This is a genomic window from Pseudomonas sp. HP_12 (genome assembly GCF_055283955.1).
This window is the reverse complement of sequence record NZ_JBTOQG010000018.1, coordinates 30,102-49,661: the sequence shown is the minus strand read 5'-3', so window position 1 is coordinate 49,661 and position 19,560 is coordinate 30,102. Positions and strand designations below refer to the sequence as shown.

The window sequence follows — 19,560 nt, the reverse complement described above, 5'->3', positions numbered from 1 at the left end:
GCCGTAGCGCGATTCCGGGCCTTGAATTGATCAGAGCCAGACCGGCGCGGCAGGGACAAACTTCCGAGGGCCGGTATTAAAGCTGGAGCAATGCTTGCAGGCCTTTTGAATCATGCAAGCATGCCGTGCAGAAACCGGCGCGTCGCGCGTGGCGCAAAGCTACCCGAATGCACGCAACAGGGCAAACCGTCCGGCCCATTAGCGCTGGCACTTAGCCACAGCTCGGTGGCATGCTAGCCGCCTTTTGCGCACCGGGCTTATAGTGCGTTTCGCACATGTTGATTCAGTCCAGTAGTCAGGATCACAGTTTGCTCAAACCGACCCCCATCTCACCCCTGCGCCCATCCGATAGCGCAACGACCGTGCCTTTGCGAGGCGTGCTCAGAGGTGCGCTCGCGGTCCTGGTCCTGATGATGTTGATGCTGTTGTTATGGCAGATGATCGAACAGTTCCAGCAGTCTCAGGAACGTCAGCACAAGCGCAGCATCGACTACAGCGTGCAGCTCGCCGACCGGTTGAGCCTGAACATGGCCCTCAACGCGCAGGTCGCGCTGAATGTGCTGGACGGAGCACGCGACCCTTCGCAATCCGCAGACGAATCAGCGGCAGTGCTGGCGAGTCTGCGTCAGTCCATGCCAGCAGTGAAAAGCCTGGTCTGGCTCGACAGCGATGGGAATGTCACCGCCGACAGCGATGGCGAGACCCGTGACGTAGGCTTTTTGACCCAGATGCATTCGGTCATTCAGGGCCAAACACACTTTTATGCCAACGACCCGGGCGCCGCGACGTTCTATCTGTTCATCCGTCAGCCCGGCGCCGGCAATGAACGCTACTGGGCGCTGCGGCTTAGGCCTGAACTACTGAAATCCCTGACCCGCCAGAGCGATCTGGATTACCAGCCCGTCTGGCTGTTGGAAGACATCAGCAATCGCCGCCCCCTCTACAAAAACCTGCTTGATGCCGATCAGTCCACCGAGCGTCAATTGCAGACAGTGCTGCTGCAACCCCTGGCCCACAGCGACTGGCAACTGCGCGGCTTGTTCGACCCGCAGAAAGCCCGCCAGACGCTGCTCTTCCCGCTGATCGGGAAATGCCTGCTCGCCCTGTTCTGTTCGATCATTCCGTTGTTTGCGCTGCGCAGCCTGCGCCGCCGCCAACTTCAGTTGCATCAAAGCCGTCGCCGCTACAAAGACATATTTGAAGGCACCGGCGTTGCGCTATGCGTACTGGACCTCTCCGGTCTGCCGGCTCATCTCAGGCACCTGCAAGTGAACAGCGGCGAAGAACTGAACGCGCGCCTGATCAGCCAGCCCGAGCAAATCAGCGGCCTGCTTCAGCAGTTGCGCATCACCGAGGTCAATCAGGTCGCCGCTCAACTGTTGCGCGCAGAATCGGCACAGCATGTCTGGCAGCAACTGATCGAAGGTTGCCCTCGCGCTCGAAACGGCATCGGTCTGCAGATACTCCAGGCCGTCCTCGACGGGCAACGTCAGCTGGAGCTCGAAATTCTGCTCCCTGGTGCGCAGGGCGGTGACCAACACGTGTGGCTGGTCATGCGCCTGCCCGAGCAGCTCGAAGACTTGAATGCCGTCATTCTCAGCATCAGCGATTTCACCAACCGCAAGCAGGCCGAGCTGTCGTTGCAGGAGCGGGAGCAGTTCTGGTCGGATGTCGTGCGTACCGTCCCGGATTATCTTTGCGTTCTGGATGCGGTGACGCGGCGGATCATTTACAGCAACCATAACCTGGGCGTCGCCCTGGGCTATGAGGCGGCCGAGCTGGATGAGATGGGCGAGCACTTCTGGGAAACGCTGCTGCACCCGGACGATATCGGTGCGTATGAACAGTTGCGCCTTGCACGCACTGAACACGGTCGCATAGACCTGATCCAGTGCCAGTTACGGTTTCGCGCCCGGCACGGCGACTGGCGTCGTTTCGAGATCCGTGAACAGGCGCTGGCGGCGGACAATGACGGCCAGATCCGACGCATTGTCGGCGTCGCCAAGGACATCACCGATCAAGTGGACGCCAGCCAGTCCCTGCGCGAAAGCGAGCAGCGTTACCGGATGCTGGCAGAGAGCATCAGCGACGTCATTTTCTCGACCGATCGCCTTTTGCTGGCCAACTACATCAGCCCCTCGGTCAATACGGTGCTGGGTTACAGCGCCGAGTGGATTCTGCAGAATGGCTGGAAGGCGATCATCGCCAACCCGCAGCAGCTCAGCGGCTTTTATGCACTGCTGCAGCGGATCAGTAAAGCGCTGAAAAAGCCCGAAGCGCTGGCGGACCTGCGCAGCGAGATCCCTACGCAATTGTTCCTGTTCGATTGCCTGCGCGCGGATGGCCGCAAGATTCCTGTGGAGCTGCGCCTGGTTCTGGTGTGGGATGAATCCGGAACTTTTGAAGGCGTTCTGGGCGTAGCACGTGATGTCAGTCAGCAGCGGCGCGCCGAAAAAGACCTGCGCATGGCGGCCACGGTATTCGAACACTCGACGTCGGCCATTCTGATCACTGACCCTGCGGGTTATATCGTGCAGGCCAACGACGCCTTTACGCGGGTCAGTGGCTACGCCGTGTCGCAGGTGCTGGATCAACTGCCGATGATGCTGACCGTCGAAAATCAGCAGGCAGCGCACCTGGGTTACATCCTCAAACAGCTGAGCCAGCGCGGCAGTTGGGAGGGTGAATTGTGGCTCAAGCGTCGCGACGGCGAGCACTACCCGGCATGGGTCGGGATTACCGCCGTGCTCGACGATGAAGGTGACCTGGCCAGCTATGTGTGCTTCTTCAGCGATATCAGCGAGCGCAAGGCGAGCGAGCAGCGCATCCATCGGCTGGCTTATTACGACGCACTGACGCATCTACCCAACCGCACGCTATTTCAGGACCGTTTGCACAGCGCGCTGCAACATGCCGAGCGTCAACACACGTGGGTGGTGTTGATGTTCCTCGACCTCGATCGCTTCAAGCCGATCAACGATTCGTTGGGCCACGCCGCCGGCGACCGCATGCTCAAGGAAATGGCCTTGCGCCTGCTTGGATGCGTTGACGAAGACGACACTGTTGCGCGCATGGGCGGCGACGAATTCACCCTACTGCTGCAACCTCGCCCCACCCAACAGGCCGCGCTGAACCGGGCGATTCATGTGGCCGAACAGATTCTTGCCAGCCTGGTGAAACCCTTCGTGCTGGAGGGCCGCGAGTTCTTCGTCACGGCCAGTATCGGCATCGCGCTGAGCCCGCAGGATGGTAACGAACTCAGCCAGTTGATGAAGAACGCCGACACGGCGATGTACCACGCCAAGGAACGCGGCAAGAACAACTTCCAGTTTTATCAGGCCGACATGAACGCCACCGCCCTTGAGCGTCTGGAGCTGGAAAGTGACCTGCGCCATGCCTTGGAGCAGGGCGAGTTCACGCTGTATTACCAACCGCAGTTCAGTGGCGACGGCAAACGTCTGACCGGCGCCGAGGCCTTGCTGCGATGGCGTCACCCGCGTCGCGGCCTGGTGCCACCGGTGGAATTCATCCCGGTGCTCGAGGAGCTCGGGCTGGTGGTCGAAGTCGGCGAGTGGGTGCTCAAGGAGGCGTGCCGCCAGTTGCGCGAGTGGCATCTGGCGCGGGTCCGCGTGCCGAAGGTGTCGGTCAACATTTCTGCACGGCAGTTTTCGGACGGCCAGTTGGGCACGCGCATCGCCAGTATTCTGCAGGAAATCGGCCTGCCGCCCGCCTGTCTCGAGCTGGAACTGACCGAGAGCATCCTGATGCGCGAGGTGAGCGAAGCCATGCAGATTCTGGCCGGGCTCAAGCGGCTGGGCCTGAGCATCGCAGTCGATGACTTCGGCACCGGCTACTCGTCGCTGAATTACCTGAAGCAGTTCCCCATCGACGTGTTGAAGATCGATCGCACGTTCGTCGATGGCCTGCCGTCCGGCGAACAGGACGCGCAAATCGCCCGGGCAATCATCGCCATGGCCCATAGCCTCAATCTGTCGGTGATTGCCGAGGGCGTGGAAACCCACGAGCAGCTGGAGTTTCTGCGTGAACATGGCTGCGACGAAGTTCAGGGCTACCTGTTCGGCCGCCCCATGCCGGCGACGCGGTTCGAAGCGCAGTTCAGCAACGACGCGCTGTTTATGCTTGATTAGCAGCGGCAAGCTACAAGCAAAGCCGCGGCGCATCCAGCTTGAAGCTTGCAGCCAGGCTTTAGCCTTGCACAGCGCTCATCACGCACATGACCCGCTTTCATATGCCAGATAAAACCTGATGGGTTAGAATGCCCCCCTTTTCTACTGCCCGATCCCCGAGGACCGCCATGTTCAGCCGCAATTTGACCATCGCCAAGTACGACGCCGACCTGTACGCCGCCATGGAACAGGAAGCCAAGCGTCAGGAAGATCACATCGAGCTGATCGCCTCGGAGAACTACACCAGCCCGGCGGTCATGGAAGCCCAGGGCTCGGTTCTCACCAACAAATACGCTGAAGGCTACCCAGGCAAGCGTTACTACGGTGGCTGCGAATACGTCGACATCGTCGAGCAACTGGCCATTGATCGCGCCAAACAACTGTTCGGCGCCGATTACGCCAACGTCCAGCCACACGCAGGCTCCCAAGCCAACAGCGCGGTATATCTGGCGCTGCTCAATGCTGGCGACACCATCCTTGGCATGAGCCTGGCCCACGGCGGTCACCTGACCCACGGCGCCAGCGTTTCTTCGTCGGGCAAGCTGTATAACGCCGTTCAGTACGGCATCGACGGCAACGGCCTGATCGATTACGACGAAGTCGAGCGTCTGGCCGTCGAGCACAAGCCGAAGATGATTGTCGCCGGTTTCTCTGCCTACTCGCAGATCCTCGACTTCCCGCGTTTCCGCGCTATCGCTGACAAAGTCGGCGCCTACCTGTTCGTCGACATGGCCCACGTAGCCGGTCTGGTCGCTGCAGGCGTTTACCCAAACCCGGTTCCGTTCGCTGACGTCGTTACCACCACCACCCACAAAACCCTGCGCGGCCCGCGCGGTGGCCTGATCCTGGCGCGCGCCAACGCCGACATCGAGAAGAAGCTGAACTCTGCTGTCTTCCCGGGTGGCCAGGGCGGTCCTCTGGAGCACGTCATCGCCGCCAAGGCGATCTGCTTCAAGGAAGCACTGCAGCCTGAGTTCAAGACCTACCAGGAACAAGTGGTGAAAAATGCCAAGGCCATGGCCGGCGTGTTCATCGAGCGCGGTTTCGACGTGGTCTCCGGCGGTACTGAAAACCACCTGTTCCTGCTGTCGCTGATCAAGCAGGACATCTCCGGCAAAGACGCCGATGCCGCATTGGGCAAAGCGTTTATCACCGTGAACAAGAACTCGGTGCCAAACGATCCACGCTCCCCGTTCGTCACCTCCGGCCTGCGCTTTGGCACTCCGGCCGTGACCACTCGCGGCTTCAAGGAAGCAGAGTGCAAGGAACTGGCCGGCTGGATCTGCGACATCCTGGCAGACCTGAACAACGAAGCGGTGATCAACGCCGTACGTGAGAAGGTCCAGGCCATCTGCGCCAAGCTGCCGGTTTACGGCGCTTGATAGCGGTTGCGTGATGTGAAAAGCCCGGCTTGTTAGCCGGGCTTTTTGTTGGGAGTTGGTCTTCCCATTTACTCCTCTACCGAAGCCTATGGGGTAAGAATCATCGGGAACAGACAGGATGAGGGTTTCGGTGATCTTCAAGAAAGCACTGTCTATGGCCGCCCCATTTTCAGACGCAAGCAAATCAGCCCGAGTGCACCGAAAAGAATTAACGCCGAATAAAAGAAAAACTTTATCCAAAACCGAAAGTGCCGTGGAAGCTTCTGAAGCTTGTACAGGGGAATGACTTCCTGCCTTTTAAAGGCTCCCGGCATAACCAAAATCATGGTTATAAACGACTCACGCATTCTTCGCCCCAGCCTTGTATCACCGTAATAGTCTGCATGCAGACCGATCATTTCGATATCAGAAAGATAATCTTCAATGCGCTCCATGTATTTCAGGAAAAAGATATAAGACGAGACCAGGTGAATTAAGGTCAAAACGAAATCAATGAACCCCAACCATACCGCTACGTTGTAAGAGATCAAGGCAGCCATTCGTAGACCACCTCCCCAAACGACTCATCGACTATTTCGCCCAAGGCGCCGCATCCGTAAGCTAAAGCCCCGCCGGCAATAATTCCGCAACCTAATGCAGCCGTATATCCCGGAGCGACATAGATTCGGATGTATGACTGTCAGATTGCGGACTCTTGTGACACTTTTATCAAGTAGCCCAACAGGGCGAGGCAGAAACCATTGATGTAGAGAAAAACATAGATCCCCCATATGCAGCGCTTCAGGCGAAGGGAAATGCGCTTGTGAGCGTCTTTAGTCGTATCGCCTCGCCGGTACATGGCGTTTGGGAAGGTAATAACCATCATTACCATATTGAATCTCATGTGCCTGCCTATAAACCCGCCTTGCCAGATATTTCGGAAGTCCCTGATGCACCTGCAGTCAGATAATTGGTGTTCGAGAGACTCTATGTTTCTGTAGGTAAACCACGCCATTAGTACGATGTTGATCCACATCGAAAAAAATAGAATAAGACTCGATATGCCCAAGGCTATGGAATGCATTACGGAATCCACTCGTAGATTAGCTCTCCCTGATATTTCCCGATGCTTTCACCTATCAGCCCCCCAGCGTATCCCCCTAGTGCGCTGGTTGCGATGCCGCACCCAAGCGCACCGACCCCTCCTGTCAAAGCTCCCATCACGACGATGCAGATTGGAGTGAGTGTTGAGGCTCCTAAGGAGCCACCCACAATCCCTCCGGCAACGCCATAAATAAATTTCCCGCTTTCTGTATATTTGGCTTTTGTGCACGTTTCCGTCCTGCCCACAGAGCAAGCTTCCTTTACCTCAAGGCCCGCTGAAATTGCGTTCAGCCCAATGCCCACTGGCGTCCCATGCTTCAACAACTTCGCCACTTTGGCGATCTTCGCAATTCGCGTGGCGTACCCCTGTATCTCCCCGGTGCGCAGATAACTCTTGGTCGATAGCCCCAGCATCTTTTTCAGTGGGCCTTTTTTAGTCAACCCGGTCCCCCAGCGGGCGATACCTTCCAGCTGAACATCCAGCCTGGCAAATAGCACTCGCCGTTGATTGATGAATTCCTGCCGGGCGATGGGCGTGCCGCGTGCCAGCGACAACTTGTACAGCCGCTCGATTTCTTCGAGGGTTTTCTGCACGCCGTTAAGGTGTTTACTCCAACTGCCTGTGGCGGCGCCGACGCCCAGCGATCCGTAACTGAGCATGTTCTGCATCAGGTCGTAGTTCTTGATCAGTTCGCTGCCCGAGCCTTTAACCTGTCGATGGACGTTCCGCGCCAGGTTCATCAGCTCGGTTTCTTCTGCCGTGAGGCTGCCCATCGAACCGTCGCTGACAATCACCAGCTGGCCCGGCATAACCACCACATTGCGAATGTGCGCATTCAGCACATCAAACTTTGCGCTGCCGCCGACCCGAGCTTTGAGCGTGAAGTAGGTTTGTATGCGGTCATTGATGAACACGTAGGGCTTGGACATGAGGCTGCCCGTCCTTGCTTGACTTCAGATCCAGCAAGGATAGGGACGGGATGTAGGGTTTAGAAGCGTAGGGAGGGGGGTTGAAAGTACGATTCGGAACGGTCCTACGCAGGCGGCATAGCACGTCTTACGGACCATTCCCGCACGCGATATCTAATCTGCAGCAACGCTTGCAAACCCCGCCCGGATCTTCTCTTCCGGCAGTTCATCGGCAATGAACACGATCACGCTTTCGCGCGTTTCGCCATCCGCCCACTCCACATCGAAATCAAACCCGTACAGCTTCAACACCCCCTGAAACACCAGCTTGCGGTCTTCGCCGGCGATATTCAGCACGCCTTTGTAGCGCAGCAGTTGTTTGCCGTGCTCTTCCAGCAGCTCGTTCATGAAGGTGCTGAGCTTGTCGATATCCAGCGGCTGGTCACTGCGCAGGACCAGGCTGCTGATGCGGTCGATGGAGCGGCCTGCCGGAGCCGCCGGGCGCAGTGTCATCCCCCCGATGTCAGCGTTCAGGTTGAAGCCGCGCACATCCAGCAGTTCGGCGAGGTCGATCTTGCCGTGCTCGACCACACGGATCGGCGCACGTCGGTTGATGCGGGTTAGTCGCTCGCTTAGTGCGTTGAAGGCCGCCTCATCCACCAGATCGGTCTTGCTCACCAGCAGACGATCTGCAAAGCCGATCTGCGCCTGGGCGATGGTCTGCTCCAGGTGCGTGTCGGCGTGGGCCGCGTCAACCAGCGTGATGATGCCGTCGAGGATGTAGCGCTCGCGCAGCTCCTCGTCGATGAAGAAGGTCTGCGCCACCGGTGCGGGGTCTGCCAGGCCGGTGCATTCGATGACCAGCCGATCGAAGGCAATCTCGCCACTGTCGAGGCGTTCCAGCAGCAGATACAGCGCTTTGGTGAGGTCGGTGTGAATGGTGCAGCAGACGCAGCCGTTGGACAGGGTCATCACCTGCACGGGCTCGTCGCCCAGCAACTGGGTGTCGACGCCGGCGTCACTGAATTCGTTCTCGATCACGGCGATCTTCAGGCCGTGCTCTTCTTTGAGCAGATGGCGCAGCAGAGTGGTTTTGCCGGCGCCGAGAAAGCCGCTGAGGATCGTGACGGGGATAGGTGTGAACAAAAAAAAGACCTCGATTCGCTGAAAAAAAACAGGAGTGAGGTTGCTGGCGATTCGAAATATCAGTCAGTACAGCGGCGACTGAATTAACGCATCGCGAGCAAGCTCACTCCTACATGACCCATGGGTCACATCATTAGCAACACTTGGGCCCGCCCTTCCCGCCGTAGCGTGCGTCCTGGCGTTCCCGAAAGAACGCTTCGTAGGACATCACCGGCTTGTCCGGGTGAGTCTTCTGCATATGCTCAACGTAGTTGTCGTAATCCGGCATGCCCACCATGAGGCGAGCGGCCTGACCGAGATACTTACCCAGGCGACTCAGATCGTTGAACATAGGCAGCTCCTCGCGTTACAGCGCACTCAATGGGTTTCCGGGAAAGCCTGGAACGGCGATTCCTTGTCGGTACGCTCTTTCTTGACCCACGCCGCCCGACCGACTTTCAACGCATAGAACAGAATGCTCAGGACCACGAACAGGAACAGCGTGGTCAGAGTGGCGTTGGTGTAGGCGTTGAAGATCACATGCTGCATTTGATCCATGGTCTTGGCCGGGGCCAGCACCTGACCGGCGTCTGCCGCCGCGCTGTATTTCTTCGCCAGCGCCAGGAAGCCTACCGCAGGGCTCGGGTCGAACAGTTTGATGAAGCCCGCGGTCACGGTGCAGATCAGCAGCCATGAAGCCGGCAGGATGGTGACCCAGACGTACTGCTGACGCTTCATTTTGATCAGCACGACCGTCGCCAGCATCAGCGCGATACCCGCGAGCATCTGGTTGGAGATACCGAACAGTGGCCACAACGTGTTGATCCCGCCCAGCGGATCGATCACGCCTTGATACAGCAGATACCCCCACAGCGCGACGCAACCACCGGTACCGATGGCGTTGGCGGTCCAGGACTCGGTGCGTTTCAGCGCAGGGACGAAACTGCCCAGCAGGTCCTGAAGCATGAAGCGGCCGGCACGGGTACCGGCATCGACTGCCGTCAGGATGAACAGCGCTTCAAACAGAATCGCGAAGTGGTACCAGAACGCCATAGTGTTCTGACCCGGGAAGGCCTGGTGCAGGATCTGCGCGATACCCACTGCCAGGGTCGGTGCACCACCGGCACGGGCCAGCACGGTGTTTTCGCCGATGTCCTTCGCCACAGCGGTCAATTGATCCGGTGTGATGAGGAAACCCCAACTGCTGACCATCTGCGCGACCGAAGCGACGTCGGAGCCGACGATGGCCGCCGGGCTGTTCATCGCGAAGTACACGCCTGGCTCAATGACCGAGGCCGCGACCATGGCCATGATCGCCACGAACGATTCCATGAGCATGCCGCCGTAACCGATGTAACGGGCGTTGACTTCGTTATCCAGCAGCTTCGGCGTGGTGCCCGACGAAATCAGCGCGTGGAAACCGGAGACGGCGCCACAGGCGATGGTGATGAACAGGAACGGGAACAGGGTGCCTTTCCAGACCGGACCGGTGCCGTCGGTGAACTGCGTCAGCGCAGGCATTTTCAGCTCAGGCGCAAGAATCAGGATGCCGATCGCCAGCGCGATGATGGTGCCGATTTTCAGGAATGTGGACAGGTAGTCGCGAGGCGCCAACACCAGCCAGACCGGCAGCATGGCTGCGACAAAACCGTAACCGACCAGCATCCAGGTGATCTGCACGCCAGTGAAGGTGAACATCGGCGCCCACTCAGGGCTCGCTGCCACAAGGCCACCGACCCAGATCGACAGCAGCAACAGCACGACGCCCACCACCGAGATTTCGCCGATACGGCCCGGGCGGATGAAGCGCATGTAGATGCCCATGAACATCGCGATCGGAATCGTCGCCATGACCGTGAACATGCCCCATGGGCTCTCGGCCAGCGCCTTGACGACGATCAGCGCCAGCACCGCGAGGATGATGATCATGATCAGGAAACAGCCGAACAACGCGATGGTGCCGGGAATCCGGCCCATCTCTTCGCGGACCATGTCGCCCAGGGAGCGACCGTTACGGCGCGTGGAAAGGAACAGGATCATGAAGTCCTGAACCGCACCCGCCAGCACGACGCCGGCGATCAGCCACAGCGTGCCGGGCAGATAGCCCATCTGCGCGGCGAGCACCGGACCGACCAGCGGACCGGCGCCGGCAATGGCAGCGAAGTGGTGACCGAAGAGAATGTGTTTATTGGTGGGAACGTAGTCGAGCCCGTCGTTCTTGAGCACCGCGGGGGTGGCCCGGGTCGGGTCGAGTTGCATGACCTTGGTTGCGATGAACAGGCTGTAGTAGCGATAAGCGACCAGATAAATGGCCACTGCGGCGACCACAATCCAGAGTGCATTGATCGCCTCCCCGCGACGCAATGCAACCACTCCCAGAGCCCAGGCCCCAAGGATCGCAACAATCAGCCAGGGCACGTGGCGCAGCAGACCATTATTGTTTTTCATTTTTTTTGTTTCCAACTGAGTGGACTTATTGTTGTTCAGCAAGCGGAGTTTAGCGCCGCCGGAGCGAAAGGCTACCCCCACGATGGTCTAGCGCGATATTTGTCCTATAGTCAACGCAGCGGGCGCTTCAGGCGCTGAAGGAGTAGTAGCGTAATGACCGAGAACCACAATGAACGTCGTCGCTTCAAACGTGTTGCATTCGACGCGAAAACGAGACTCACACAAGGCGGCAAGACCTGGACGGTTCAGCTGATCGACCTGTCGCTCAAGGGGCTGCTGATCGAAAAGCCGTCACCCTGGGAGGGCGATCCCGATGAACGCTTCATGGTCGACATTGAGTTGCAGGACGGTATTGATGTCGTGATGGAAGTGCTGCTGACCCACGATGATCACAATCACCTGGGGTTTGTCTGCAAGCACATCGAGCTCGATTCAGTGACGCACCTGCGCCGACTGATCGAACTCAATATTGCCGATCACGATGAACTGGAGCGTGAGCTGGGCGCACTCATACATCTATAGAACGCGCTGCCCTTACTCGAACAACGCGTCCAGTGCTTGATCCAGGCGAGTCACGCCAATCACCGTCAGGCCCGGCGGCGACTCTTTCGGGGCGTTGCCCTTGGGCACGATGGCGCGTTTGAAGCCGTGCTTGGCCGCTTCCTTGAGTCGCTCCTGACCGCTCGGCACAGGGCGCACTTCGCCGGACAAGCCTACTTCGCCAAACACCAGCAAGTCGCCCGGCAGCGCACGGTTGCGCAGGCTGGACATGACGGCGGCCATCAAGGCCAGGTCGGAAGCGGTTTCCAGCACTTTCACCCCGCCCACGACGTTGAGAAACACATCCTGGTCATGGGTGGGGATGCCGCCGTGGCGGTGCAGTACCGCCAGCAGCATGGCGAGGCGGTTTTGATCAAGACCCAAGGTCACGCGACGCGGGTTGGAAAGGTGGCTGTCATCGACCAGCGCCTGCACTTCGACCAGCATCGGCCGGGTGCCCTCCCACGTGGCCATGACTACGCTGCCCGCGACTTCTTCCTGCGCTCGTGTGAGAAAGATCGCCGAAGGGTTCGAGACCTCTTTCAGGCCCTTGTCGGTCATGCCGAAGACGCCCAATTCGTTGACGGCGCCGAAGCGATTTTTCACCGCGCGCAGCAGACGCAGGCGGCCATCGGACTCGCCTTCGAAATACAGCACGGTGTCGACCATGTGCTCCAGCACCCGAGGCCCGGCCAGCGCGCCTTCTTTGGTGACGTGGCCGACCAGAAAGATCGCGGTGCCGCTCTGCTTGGCGTATCGCACCAGCAACGCGGCACTCTCGCGAACCTGGGATACGCCGCCGGGCGCTGATTGCAGCTGTTCGGTGAAGATGGTCTGGATCGAGTCGATCACCATGACCTTCGGCTGCTCGATGCGCGCCGTGGCAATGATGGTTTCGATGCAGGTCTCGGTCATGACCCGCAGTTTGTCCTGGGGCAAGCCAAGCCGACGGGCACGCATCGCGACCTGCTGCTGCGACTCTTCGCCAGTGACGTACAGCGCCGGCATGCGCTCGGCGATGGCGCAGAGGGTCTGCAACAGAATGGTCGATTTGCCGATGCCGGGGTCGCCGCCAATCAACACCACAGAGCCATCCACCAGGCCGCCGCCGAGAACGCGGTCCAGCTCACTGGAGTTGGTGGAAAAACGCGGGATTTCTTCAACACTGACTTCCGCCAGGGTTTTAATCTGCGCCTGCTGGCCGGTCCAGCCGGAACGACCGCTGGGCGCAGCCGCCGTACTGTTGTCGATCACGGTTTCAACGAGGGTATTCCAGGCACCGCATTCGCTGCACTGGCCGGCCCATTTGGGAAACGTCGAACCGCACTCGGTGCAGCCGTACATGCGTTTGGCCTTGGCCATGACACCCCCGATGTAAAAAGAGGGCAATCATACCCGATGCGTCAAACCGCCGGTGGCAGCGCCATCGGGCACGCACGCTTTTGGAGGATTAAATAAAACTAACCGGGACGGACCCGGTCGATTGCATGGATTAAGCGAGATGCAGGTAGCTGACTTACACTGCATTTACCACTCTCATCTGTAACAAAGGAATACACCCATGAGCGTACTAAGCGAGTTCAAAGCCTTTGCCGTAAAAGGAAACGTCGTCGACATGGCCGTCGGTATCATCATCGGCGCGGCATTCGGCAAGATCGTTTCGTCGTTCGTCGGCGATGTAATCATGCCGCCCCTCGGGTTGCTGATCGGCGGCGTGGACTTCAGTGATCTGGCCATCATGCTGCGGCCTGCTGAAGGGACTGCACCTGCGGTGGTGCTGGCCTACGGCAAGTTCATTCAGACCGTGATCGACTTCATCATCGTCGCGTTCGCCATCTTCATGGGCGTCAAGGCGATCAACCGTCTGAAACGCGAAGAGGCCAAAGCACCGACCCTGCCGCCAACCCCGTCCAAGGAAGAGCTGCTGCTGGGCGAAATCCGCGACCTGCTGAAAGAGCAAAACAGCAAGCCGGCTGCGCCACTGCCAGTGACGCCTGACCGGTTCGTTTAAGGCCGGTCATAACATGTGGGAGTGAGCTTGCTCACGAAGGGGCCGGGGCATTCAGCCACTTTCTCTAGTGAATGAAAGTAAGCCTTCGCCAGCAAGCTCTCTCCCACAAAGGCTTTTCAGCAGCTACCGCAGCACACACCTACCAATAATTCTCCACCGCGATCTGTCCCGGCTTGCGCGTCAACGCGAGGCGCATGTCACGGGTTTTCAGTACTGCGCGGGTGTCCTCGATCATCTGCGGATTGCCGCAGATCATCACCCGTGAGTGCTCGGGTGTCAGCGCGACGCCGGCCGCCTTCTCCAACTCACCGTTTTCGATCAGCGTGGTAATCCGTCCGTTGAGCGCACCGGGATGCGGCTCCCGCGTCACCGTCGGGATGAATCTGAACTTGTGCGCGTACTCGACCAGGTATTCGCGCTGGGTCAGCTCGGCGATGAGCTGCTGGTAGGCCAGTTCCCGGGACTCGCGGACGCTGTACACCAGAATGATGCGCTCGAATTTTTCCCAGACCTCGAAGTCCTGCAGGATCGAAAGGAACGGCGCAACGCCTGTCCCTGTGGATAACATCCAGAGGTCGCGACCATCGGTGAAGCGATCAAGGGTCAGGTAACCCACCGCCTGTTTTTCCACCATCAGCGTGTCGCCCTGACGAAGCCGGCTCAGCTCGCTGGTGAACTCGCCGTTGGGCACCACAATGGAGAAGAACTCGAGGAATTCATCGAAGGGCGAAGACACCACCGAGTACGCCCGCCACACCGTGGTGCCGTCGGGCTTGGTCACGCCCAGACGGGCGAATTGTCCTGCCGTGAAGCGGAAACCGGGATCGCGGGTGGTGCGAAAGGTAAAGAGACTGGGAGTCAGCGGCGTAACGTCCAGCAGCGTTTGCCGGGTGAATTTATCTGCACTGGCAGTCATGGGGCGCTCCTGGCTCCTGTCTCACAAAAAGGGTGATCAGTGTCCCGCAAACCCGCCGTGATAAACACCACCGGTTTGTAGTGATATCCGCAACGACTGATGCGATTTTTAGAGCATTTCGCTATCGGCGTTATCGCCAGGTGATTCATGCAGACGCACACAATCGTCCTAACCTTCTGATTCCATTGGCTTTTCCAAATCATGTCTGCAGCTAATCGGGGCGGTACTTCGACGCGACCACGAACCGCGCTCCATCCCGGGCCGTAATTGTTTCCTAGACTTCGATCAGGACGATCAAGACTGAGCATGGAGGCACACGATGGGTATTCGGAAGCTGGGGGAAGACTGCACGGCGAACGCGCAGACGCTCGCCTACAAGGGCCTGACGATCAGAGAGGTAGAGGTATTGAAGTGGTCCGCGACTGGCAAGACGGCGGCAGAAGTCGCGTTGATCCTGGATGTCACAGCGCGCACCGTTAACTTCCACGTTGGCAAAGCCATCCAGAAGATCGGCGCCTGCAACAAGATGTCAGCAGTGGTCCAGGCAACGAAAGATGGGGTGATCTAGGCGCAAGGTGAGGCAGGGGAGAAAAGCCCGGTGCGCGCGGGCAAAAACACGTAAAATCGCCGGCTTTGCGAACCTGGACACGCCGGCGCAGGTGTAACTGCCGCCGATACGCCGGTCGCGCCATCAACGACTGGAACTGCTCCGCCCATGCCGCTGCTTACCACCCCGTTTGCCCAGCTCGACCTGATCCGCCAGCCGGAGCAGTCGGATGAGCCCTTGCAGGCCTTCGATGCTGCCGACGAGTACCTGCTCAACCATGTCGCTGAACAGGGCGTGACGCTGCAAACCCGGGTGCTGGTGCTCAACGACAGTTTCGGCGCGCTCGCAGCGAGCCTTGCGCCCCATGCCACGGTGGTCAGCAGCACGGATTCGTACCTCAGCGCTCAGGCCCTGGAAAAGAACCTGGTGCGCAATGGCCTGACCTACGACGCGGTGCCGGTGATCCCGGCGAGCGCGCCGTTGACCGGTCCCTTCGACTGGGTGCTGATTCGCGTACCCAAGACCCTCGCCTTGCTGGAAGAGCAGCTGATTCGTTTGCAGGGCCAACTGGCCCCGAACGCCAGAGTCGTCGCTGCCGGCATGATCAAGCACCTGCCACGCTCCGCCGGGGAGCTGATGGAAGAGTACATCGGCCCGGTGCAGGCATCGCTCGCGGTGAAAAAGGCCCGGCTGCTGTTTTGCACGCCTGAAGCCAAAACCGTGCAGCCCTCGCCCTACCCCACCCGTTACACGCTGGACGAGCCGAAGATCGAGTTGATCAACCACGCCAACGTGTTCTGCCGCGACAGTCTGGACATCGGCACCCGCGCCTTCCTGCCGTACTTGCCCAAGGGCCTGGGCTCAGCGCGGGTCGCAGATCTGGGTTGCGGCAATGGCGTGCTCGCCATCGCCAGCGCGCTGGAAAACCCCGACGCCCATTACACGCTGGTGGACGAGTCATTCATGGCGGTGCAGTCGGCGCAGGAGAACTGGGCGTTGGCCTTCGGCGAGCGTCCGGCGGTGATTCACGCAGGTGACGGGTTGGCGGCGCAGGAGCCCGATTCGCTGGACGTCATCCTGTGCAATCCGCCGTTCCACCAGCAGCAAGTGGTCGGCGATTTCCTCGCCTGGCGGATGTTCCAGCAGGCGCGCTCGGCACTGGTCACCGGCGGCGCGCTGTACATCGTCGGCAACCGGCATCTGGGCTATCACAGCAAACTGGCGCGGTTGTTCAGGGGCGTGGAACAAGTGGCGGCGACGCCGAAATTCGTGATTCTCAAGGCGCGTAAGTAGAAACCTCTTCGCGAGCAAGCTCGCACACACCGTGTTGCTGCAACGCCAACATGACCGCACAAAAAAACCCGCCGAAGCGGGTTTTTTATTGAGTGAGCATCACTCAGTGCGACTTCATGCCTGCCGCCGTCATGAACATGCGCAGCAGCATGGCGACCACGAACAGCGCCAGCACGCTGCCGGTCCAGATGACCACCAGCCAGCCGATGCGCTGCCACAGTGGCTTGCCCTGCGCTGGATCAACCTCGCGCCTGTGCTCATCCTGATTCCGGGCGTCGTGCTGAACAGATTCTTTAACCGACATCGCTAAACCCTCTTCTCCCGCAGTGGGGCCCCGAGGAGAAACCGGGGCCATTACCTGCTAGTGATAGCCGTGTTCGTGGGTGACTTTGCCGCGGAATACGTAGTAGCTCCAGAACGTGTAACCCAGGATCAGCGGAATGATGAACAGCGTACCGACCAGCATGAACCCCTGACTCTGTGGCGGCGATGCCGCTGCCCAGATCGACACAGTCGGCGGAATGATGTTCGGCCACAGGCTGATACCCAGCCCGCTGTAGCCGAGGAAGATCAACACCAGCGTCAGCAGGAACGGTGCGTAGTTGGCATTGCGCGCCACCGCTTTGAACAGGCCGTACATCGTCAGCATGACCAGCGCCGGCACCGGCATGAACCACAACAGGTTTGGCAGGCTGAACCAGCGATCGGCGATGGCTTGGTGGGCCAGCGGCGTCCACAGGCTGACGATCGCCATGACCACCAATGTGGCGAGGGCCAGGGGACGTGCCAGGTCATGCATGGCTTTCTGCAGCGGCCCCTCGGTTTTCATGATCAGCCAAGTGCAGCCGAGCAAGGCATAGGCCACGATCAGCGCCAGACCGCAGAAGATCGAGAACGGCGTCAGCCAGTCCAGCCCGCCTCCGGCATAGGCACGGTCGACCACGGGAATGCCGTCGATGTACGCGCCCAGTGCCACGCCCTGGAAGAACGTTGCCACCAGGGAACCGCCGATGAACGCCTTGTCCCACAGGTGCCGCTTGACGTCAGTGGCCTTGAAGCGGAACTCGAATGCAACGCCGCGGAAAATCAGCCCGAACAGCATGAAGATCAGCGGCAGATACAGCGCCTCAAGCACGACCGAGTAGGCCAGCGGGAAGGCGCCGAACAAGCCGGCCCCGCCCAGCACCAGCCAGGTCTCGTTGCCGTCCCAGACCGGCGCGACGGTGTTCATCATCACGTCGCGGTCGGTCTTGTCCTTCATGAACGGGAACAGTATCCCGATGCCCAGATCGAAGCCGTCCATGATGACGTACATCATGACGCCGAAGATGATGATCACGGCCCAGATCAGTGGAAGATCGATACCCATGGCTCAGTTCCCCTCAGTCAGGCTGTCTTTGCGGTGGTCCGTGCTGCTTTCATCGGCAGCAGAGAGAGGACGCGCCGGGGTGCGTTTCTGCCCAGGTCCGCCGTGTGCCGGAGTATCCCCTTCGTGGGTTTTGGGCCCTTTGCGTACCAGACGCATCATATAGCCGAAGCCTGTGCCGAACAGCAGGAAATACACCACGACGAACAACACCAGCGTGATGCTCAGCTGCTCAACGCTGTGGCGGGACGCCGCATTGGCAGTACGCATCAGGCCATAGACGACCCACGGCTGACGCCCGATTTCGGTGGTGAACCAGCCCGCCAGCATGGCGATCAGACCGGCCGGCCCCATGCACATGACCAGACGCAGGAACCAGCGATTGGTGTACAGCCCGCCGCGCCAGCGCAGCCAGGCGCTCCACAGACCGACCGCGATCATCAGCATGCCCAGCGCCACCATGACGCGGAACGACCAGAACACGATCAGCGAATTCGGACGGTCCTCCGGCGGGAAGGACTTCAGCGCCGGAATCTGCTTGTCCAGGCTGTGGGTCAGGATCAGGCTGCCCAGGTACGGAATCTCGACGGCGTACTTGGTGCGCTCCTCCTTCATGTCCGGGATGCCGAAGAGGATCAGCGGGGTCGGCTCGTCGCCGACGTTTTCCCAGTGACCTTCGATGGCTGCAATCTTGGCCGGCTGGTGCTCCAGGGTGTTCAGGCCGTGAGCGTCGCCCACCATTGCCTGAATCGGCGCAACGATCAACGCCATCCACATGGCCATGGACAGCATTCTGCGAATCGCCGGGTTGTCGCGGCCACGCAGCAGGTGCCAGGCCGCCGAGGCGCCGACGAAGAACGCCGTTGCGACAAAGGCAGCGATTGCCATGTGCGTCAGTCGATACGGGAACGACGGGTTGAAGATCACCGCGAACCAGTCCACCGGAATCACCCGGCCATCGACGATCTCGAAGCCCTGGGGGGTTTGCATCCAGCTGTTGGAAGCCAGAATCCAGAAGGTCGAAATCAGTGTGCCGACGGCCACCATTGACGTGGCGAAGAAGTGCAGGCCGCGACCGACGCGGTTCCAGCCGAACAGCATGACGCCGAGAAAACCCGCTTCGAGGAAGAATGCGGTGAGCACTTCATAGGTCAGCAGCGGCCCGGTGACCGCGCCGGCGAAATCGGAGAAGCGGCTCCAGTTGGTACCGAACTCATACGCCATGACCAGACCCGAAACCACACCCATGCCGAAGTTGACGGCAAAGATCTTCGACCAGAAGTGATAAAGGTCGCGGTAGGTGTTGTCATGGGTTTTCAGCCACAAGCCTTCAAGCACCGCAAGGAAGCTCGCCAGACCAATGGTGATGGCAGGGAAAAGAATGTGAAATGAAACGGTGAACGCAAACTGGATTCGGGCGAGATCGAGCGCCTCTAAGCCGAACATAGGTCTTCCTCTATCAGGTGGAACTGGCTTCAGACTCAGGGCCTTCAGCGACTGCCCCCGGTGTATTGAGTACGAGGTGTGGCGTTTGTTCTCTTGGATTCGTGCTCAGGTCGGCGACCGGGGGATGCGTCAGGCGGCCAGTTCGATCAATACAGTTCAGAGCATTGATCCAGGTCAGCTGACAGTGAAAGAGTAGTCCCATTTCGGCACTTGCTCTGCGTGGTCTTTTGTCGCGTGGCGAGTTGACTCACCCGCCAGGGCGGTGCAGTTGGCGGGAAACAGAACAGGGTGCGTGGAATTGCAGCGC

Annotated in this window: 16 protein-coding genes; 6 read left to right on the top strand and 10 right to left on the bottom strand. The window is 59.5% G+C overall.

From position 1 onward, the window contains the following. Positions 1-326: 326 nt before the first annotated feature. Complete coding sequence (locus tag ACYASU_RS14090; protein WP_463583158.1) at positions 327-4,148, top strand: sensor domain-containing protein; 3,822 nt, start codon at positions 327-329, stop codon at positions 4,146-4,148. A 167-nt stretch (positions 4,149-4,315) separates the two neighbouring features. After that, positions 4,316-5,569: a serine hydroxymethyltransferase gene (glyA, locus tag ACYASU_RS14085; RefSeq protein ID WP_192173251.1), complete on the top strand. Its 1,254-nt coding sequence runs from the start codon at positions 4,316-4,318 to the stop codon at positions 5,567-5,569. A gap of 152 nt (positions 5,570-5,721) precedes the next feature. Here glyA and ACYASU_RS14080 read toward each other — a convergent pair whose 3' ends face one another. The 5 genes from ACYASU_RS14080 to ACYASU_RS14060 form a co-directional block, all read right to left on the bottom strand. Further along, a complete protein-coding gene (locus tag ACYASU_RS14080) occupies positions 5,722-6,108 on the bottom strand; it encodes a hypothetical protein (protein WP_463583149.1) in 387 nt (128 codons plus the stop codon). 523 nt (positions 6,109-6,631) lie between these two features. Further along, positions 6,632-7,582, bottom strand: a complete 951-nt coding sequence (locus tag ACYASU_RS14075) for a hypothetical protein (protein ID WP_463583148.1) — start codon at positions 7,580-7,582, stop codon at positions 6,632-6,634. Between the two features lie 153 nt (positions 7,583-7,735). Further along, positions 7,736-8,707, bottom strand: coding sequence for a GTPase (yjiA, locus tag ACYASU_RS14070; RefSeq protein ID WP_463583147.1), 972 nt, complete (start codon positions 8,705-8,707; stop codon positions 7,736-7,738). A gap of 133 nt (positions 8,708-8,840) precedes the next feature. Beyond that, the gene (locus ACYASU_RS14065; RefSeq protein ID WP_065987541.1) at positions 8,841-9,038 is read right to left on the bottom strand and encodes a YbdD/YjiX family protein; all 198 of its coding nucleotides are present in this window, start codon (positions 9,036-9,038) and stop codon (positions 8,841-8,843) included. Between the two features lie 26 nt (positions 9,039-9,064). Beyond that, the gene (locus tag ACYASU_RS14060; RefSeq protein WP_192173254.1) at positions 9,065-11,134 is read right to left on the bottom strand and encodes a carbon starvation CstA family protein; all 2,070 of its coding nucleotides are present in this window, start codon (positions 11,132-11,134) and stop codon (positions 9,065-9,067) included. A 153-nt stretch (positions 11,135-11,287) separates the two neighbouring features. Between ACYASU_RS14060 and ACYASU_RS14055 the strand changes: the two genes are divergently transcribed. Continuing rightward, entirely contained in the window at positions 11,288-11,656 is a 369-nt protein-coding gene (locus ACYASU_RS14055) for a PilZ domain-containing protein (RefSeq protein ID WP_463583146.1), read from the top strand. Positions 11,657-11,668: 12 nt separating this feature from the next. Here ACYASU_RS14055 and radA read toward each other — a convergent pair whose 3' ends face one another. Further along, the gene (gene radA / locus ACYASU_RS14050; protein ID WP_463583145.1) at positions 11,669-13,036 is read right to left on the bottom strand and encodes a DNA repair protein RadA; all 1,368 of its coding nucleotides are present in this window, start codon (positions 13,034-13,036) and stop codon (positions 11,669-11,671) included. A gap of 199 nt (positions 13,037-13,235) precedes the next feature. On the opposite strand from radA, the gene mscL reads away from it, so the two are divergent. Next, the gene (mscL, locus tag ACYASU_RS14045) at positions 13,236-13,685 is read left to right on the top strand and encodes a large-conductance mechanosensitive channel protein MscL (protein WP_192173257.1); all 450 of its coding nucleotides are present in this window, start codon (positions 13,236-13,238) and stop codon (positions 13,683-13,685) included. 139 nt (positions 13,686-13,824) lie between these two features. Here the strand turns inward: mscL and ACYASU_RS14040 are convergent, their stop codons facing one another. Continuing rightward, on the bottom strand, positions 13,825-14,601 hold the full coding sequence (locus ACYASU_RS14040; RefSeq protein ID WP_463583144.1) for a ferredoxin--NADP reductase: 777 nt from the start codon (positions 14,599-14,601) through the stop codon (positions 13,825-13,827). A gap of 319 nt (positions 14,602-14,920) precedes the next feature. On the opposite strand from ACYASU_RS14040, the gene ACYASU_RS14035 reads away from it, so the two are divergent. Together ACYASU_RS14035 and ACYASU_RS14030 are read left to right on the top strand one after the other, a co-directional pair. Further along, entirely contained in the window at positions 14,921-15,169 is a 249-nt protein-coding gene (locus tag ACYASU_RS14035) for a helix-turn-helix transcriptional regulator (protein ID WP_192173259.1), read from the top strand. A 147-nt stretch (positions 15,170-15,316) separates the two neighbouring features. Then, complete coding sequence (locus ACYASU_RS14030; RefSeq protein ID WP_463583143.1) at positions 15,317-16,441, top strand: methyltransferase; 1,125 nt, start codon at positions 15,317-15,319, stop codon at positions 16,439-16,441. 103 nt (positions 16,442-16,544) lie between these two features. Here ACYASU_RS14030 and ACYASU_RS14025 read toward each other — a convergent pair whose 3' ends face one another. The 3 genes from ACYASU_RS14025 to ACYASU_RS14015 are packed head-to-tail and all read right to left on the bottom strand — an operon-like array spanning position 16,545 to position 19,253. Beyond that, complete coding sequence (locus ACYASU_RS14025) at positions 16,545-16,745, bottom strand: DUF2474 domain-containing protein (protein WP_122536681.1); 201 nt, start codon at positions 16,743-16,745, stop codon at positions 16,545-16,547. 57 nt (positions 16,746-16,802) lie between these two features. Then, a complete protein-coding gene (gene cydB / locus ACYASU_RS14020; RefSeq protein WP_282369700.1) occupies positions 16,803-17,810 on the bottom strand; it encodes a cytochrome d ubiquinol oxidase subunit II in 1,008 nt (335 codons plus the stop codon). Between the two features lie 3 nt (positions 17,811-17,813). Continuing rightward, positions 17,814-19,253: a cytochrome ubiquinol oxidase subunit I gene (locus ACYASU_RS14015; RefSeq protein WP_192173262.1), complete on the bottom strand. Its 1,440-nt coding sequence runs from the start codon at positions 19,251-19,253 to the stop codon at positions 17,814-17,816. Positions 19,254-19,560 lie beyond the last annotated feature (307 nt).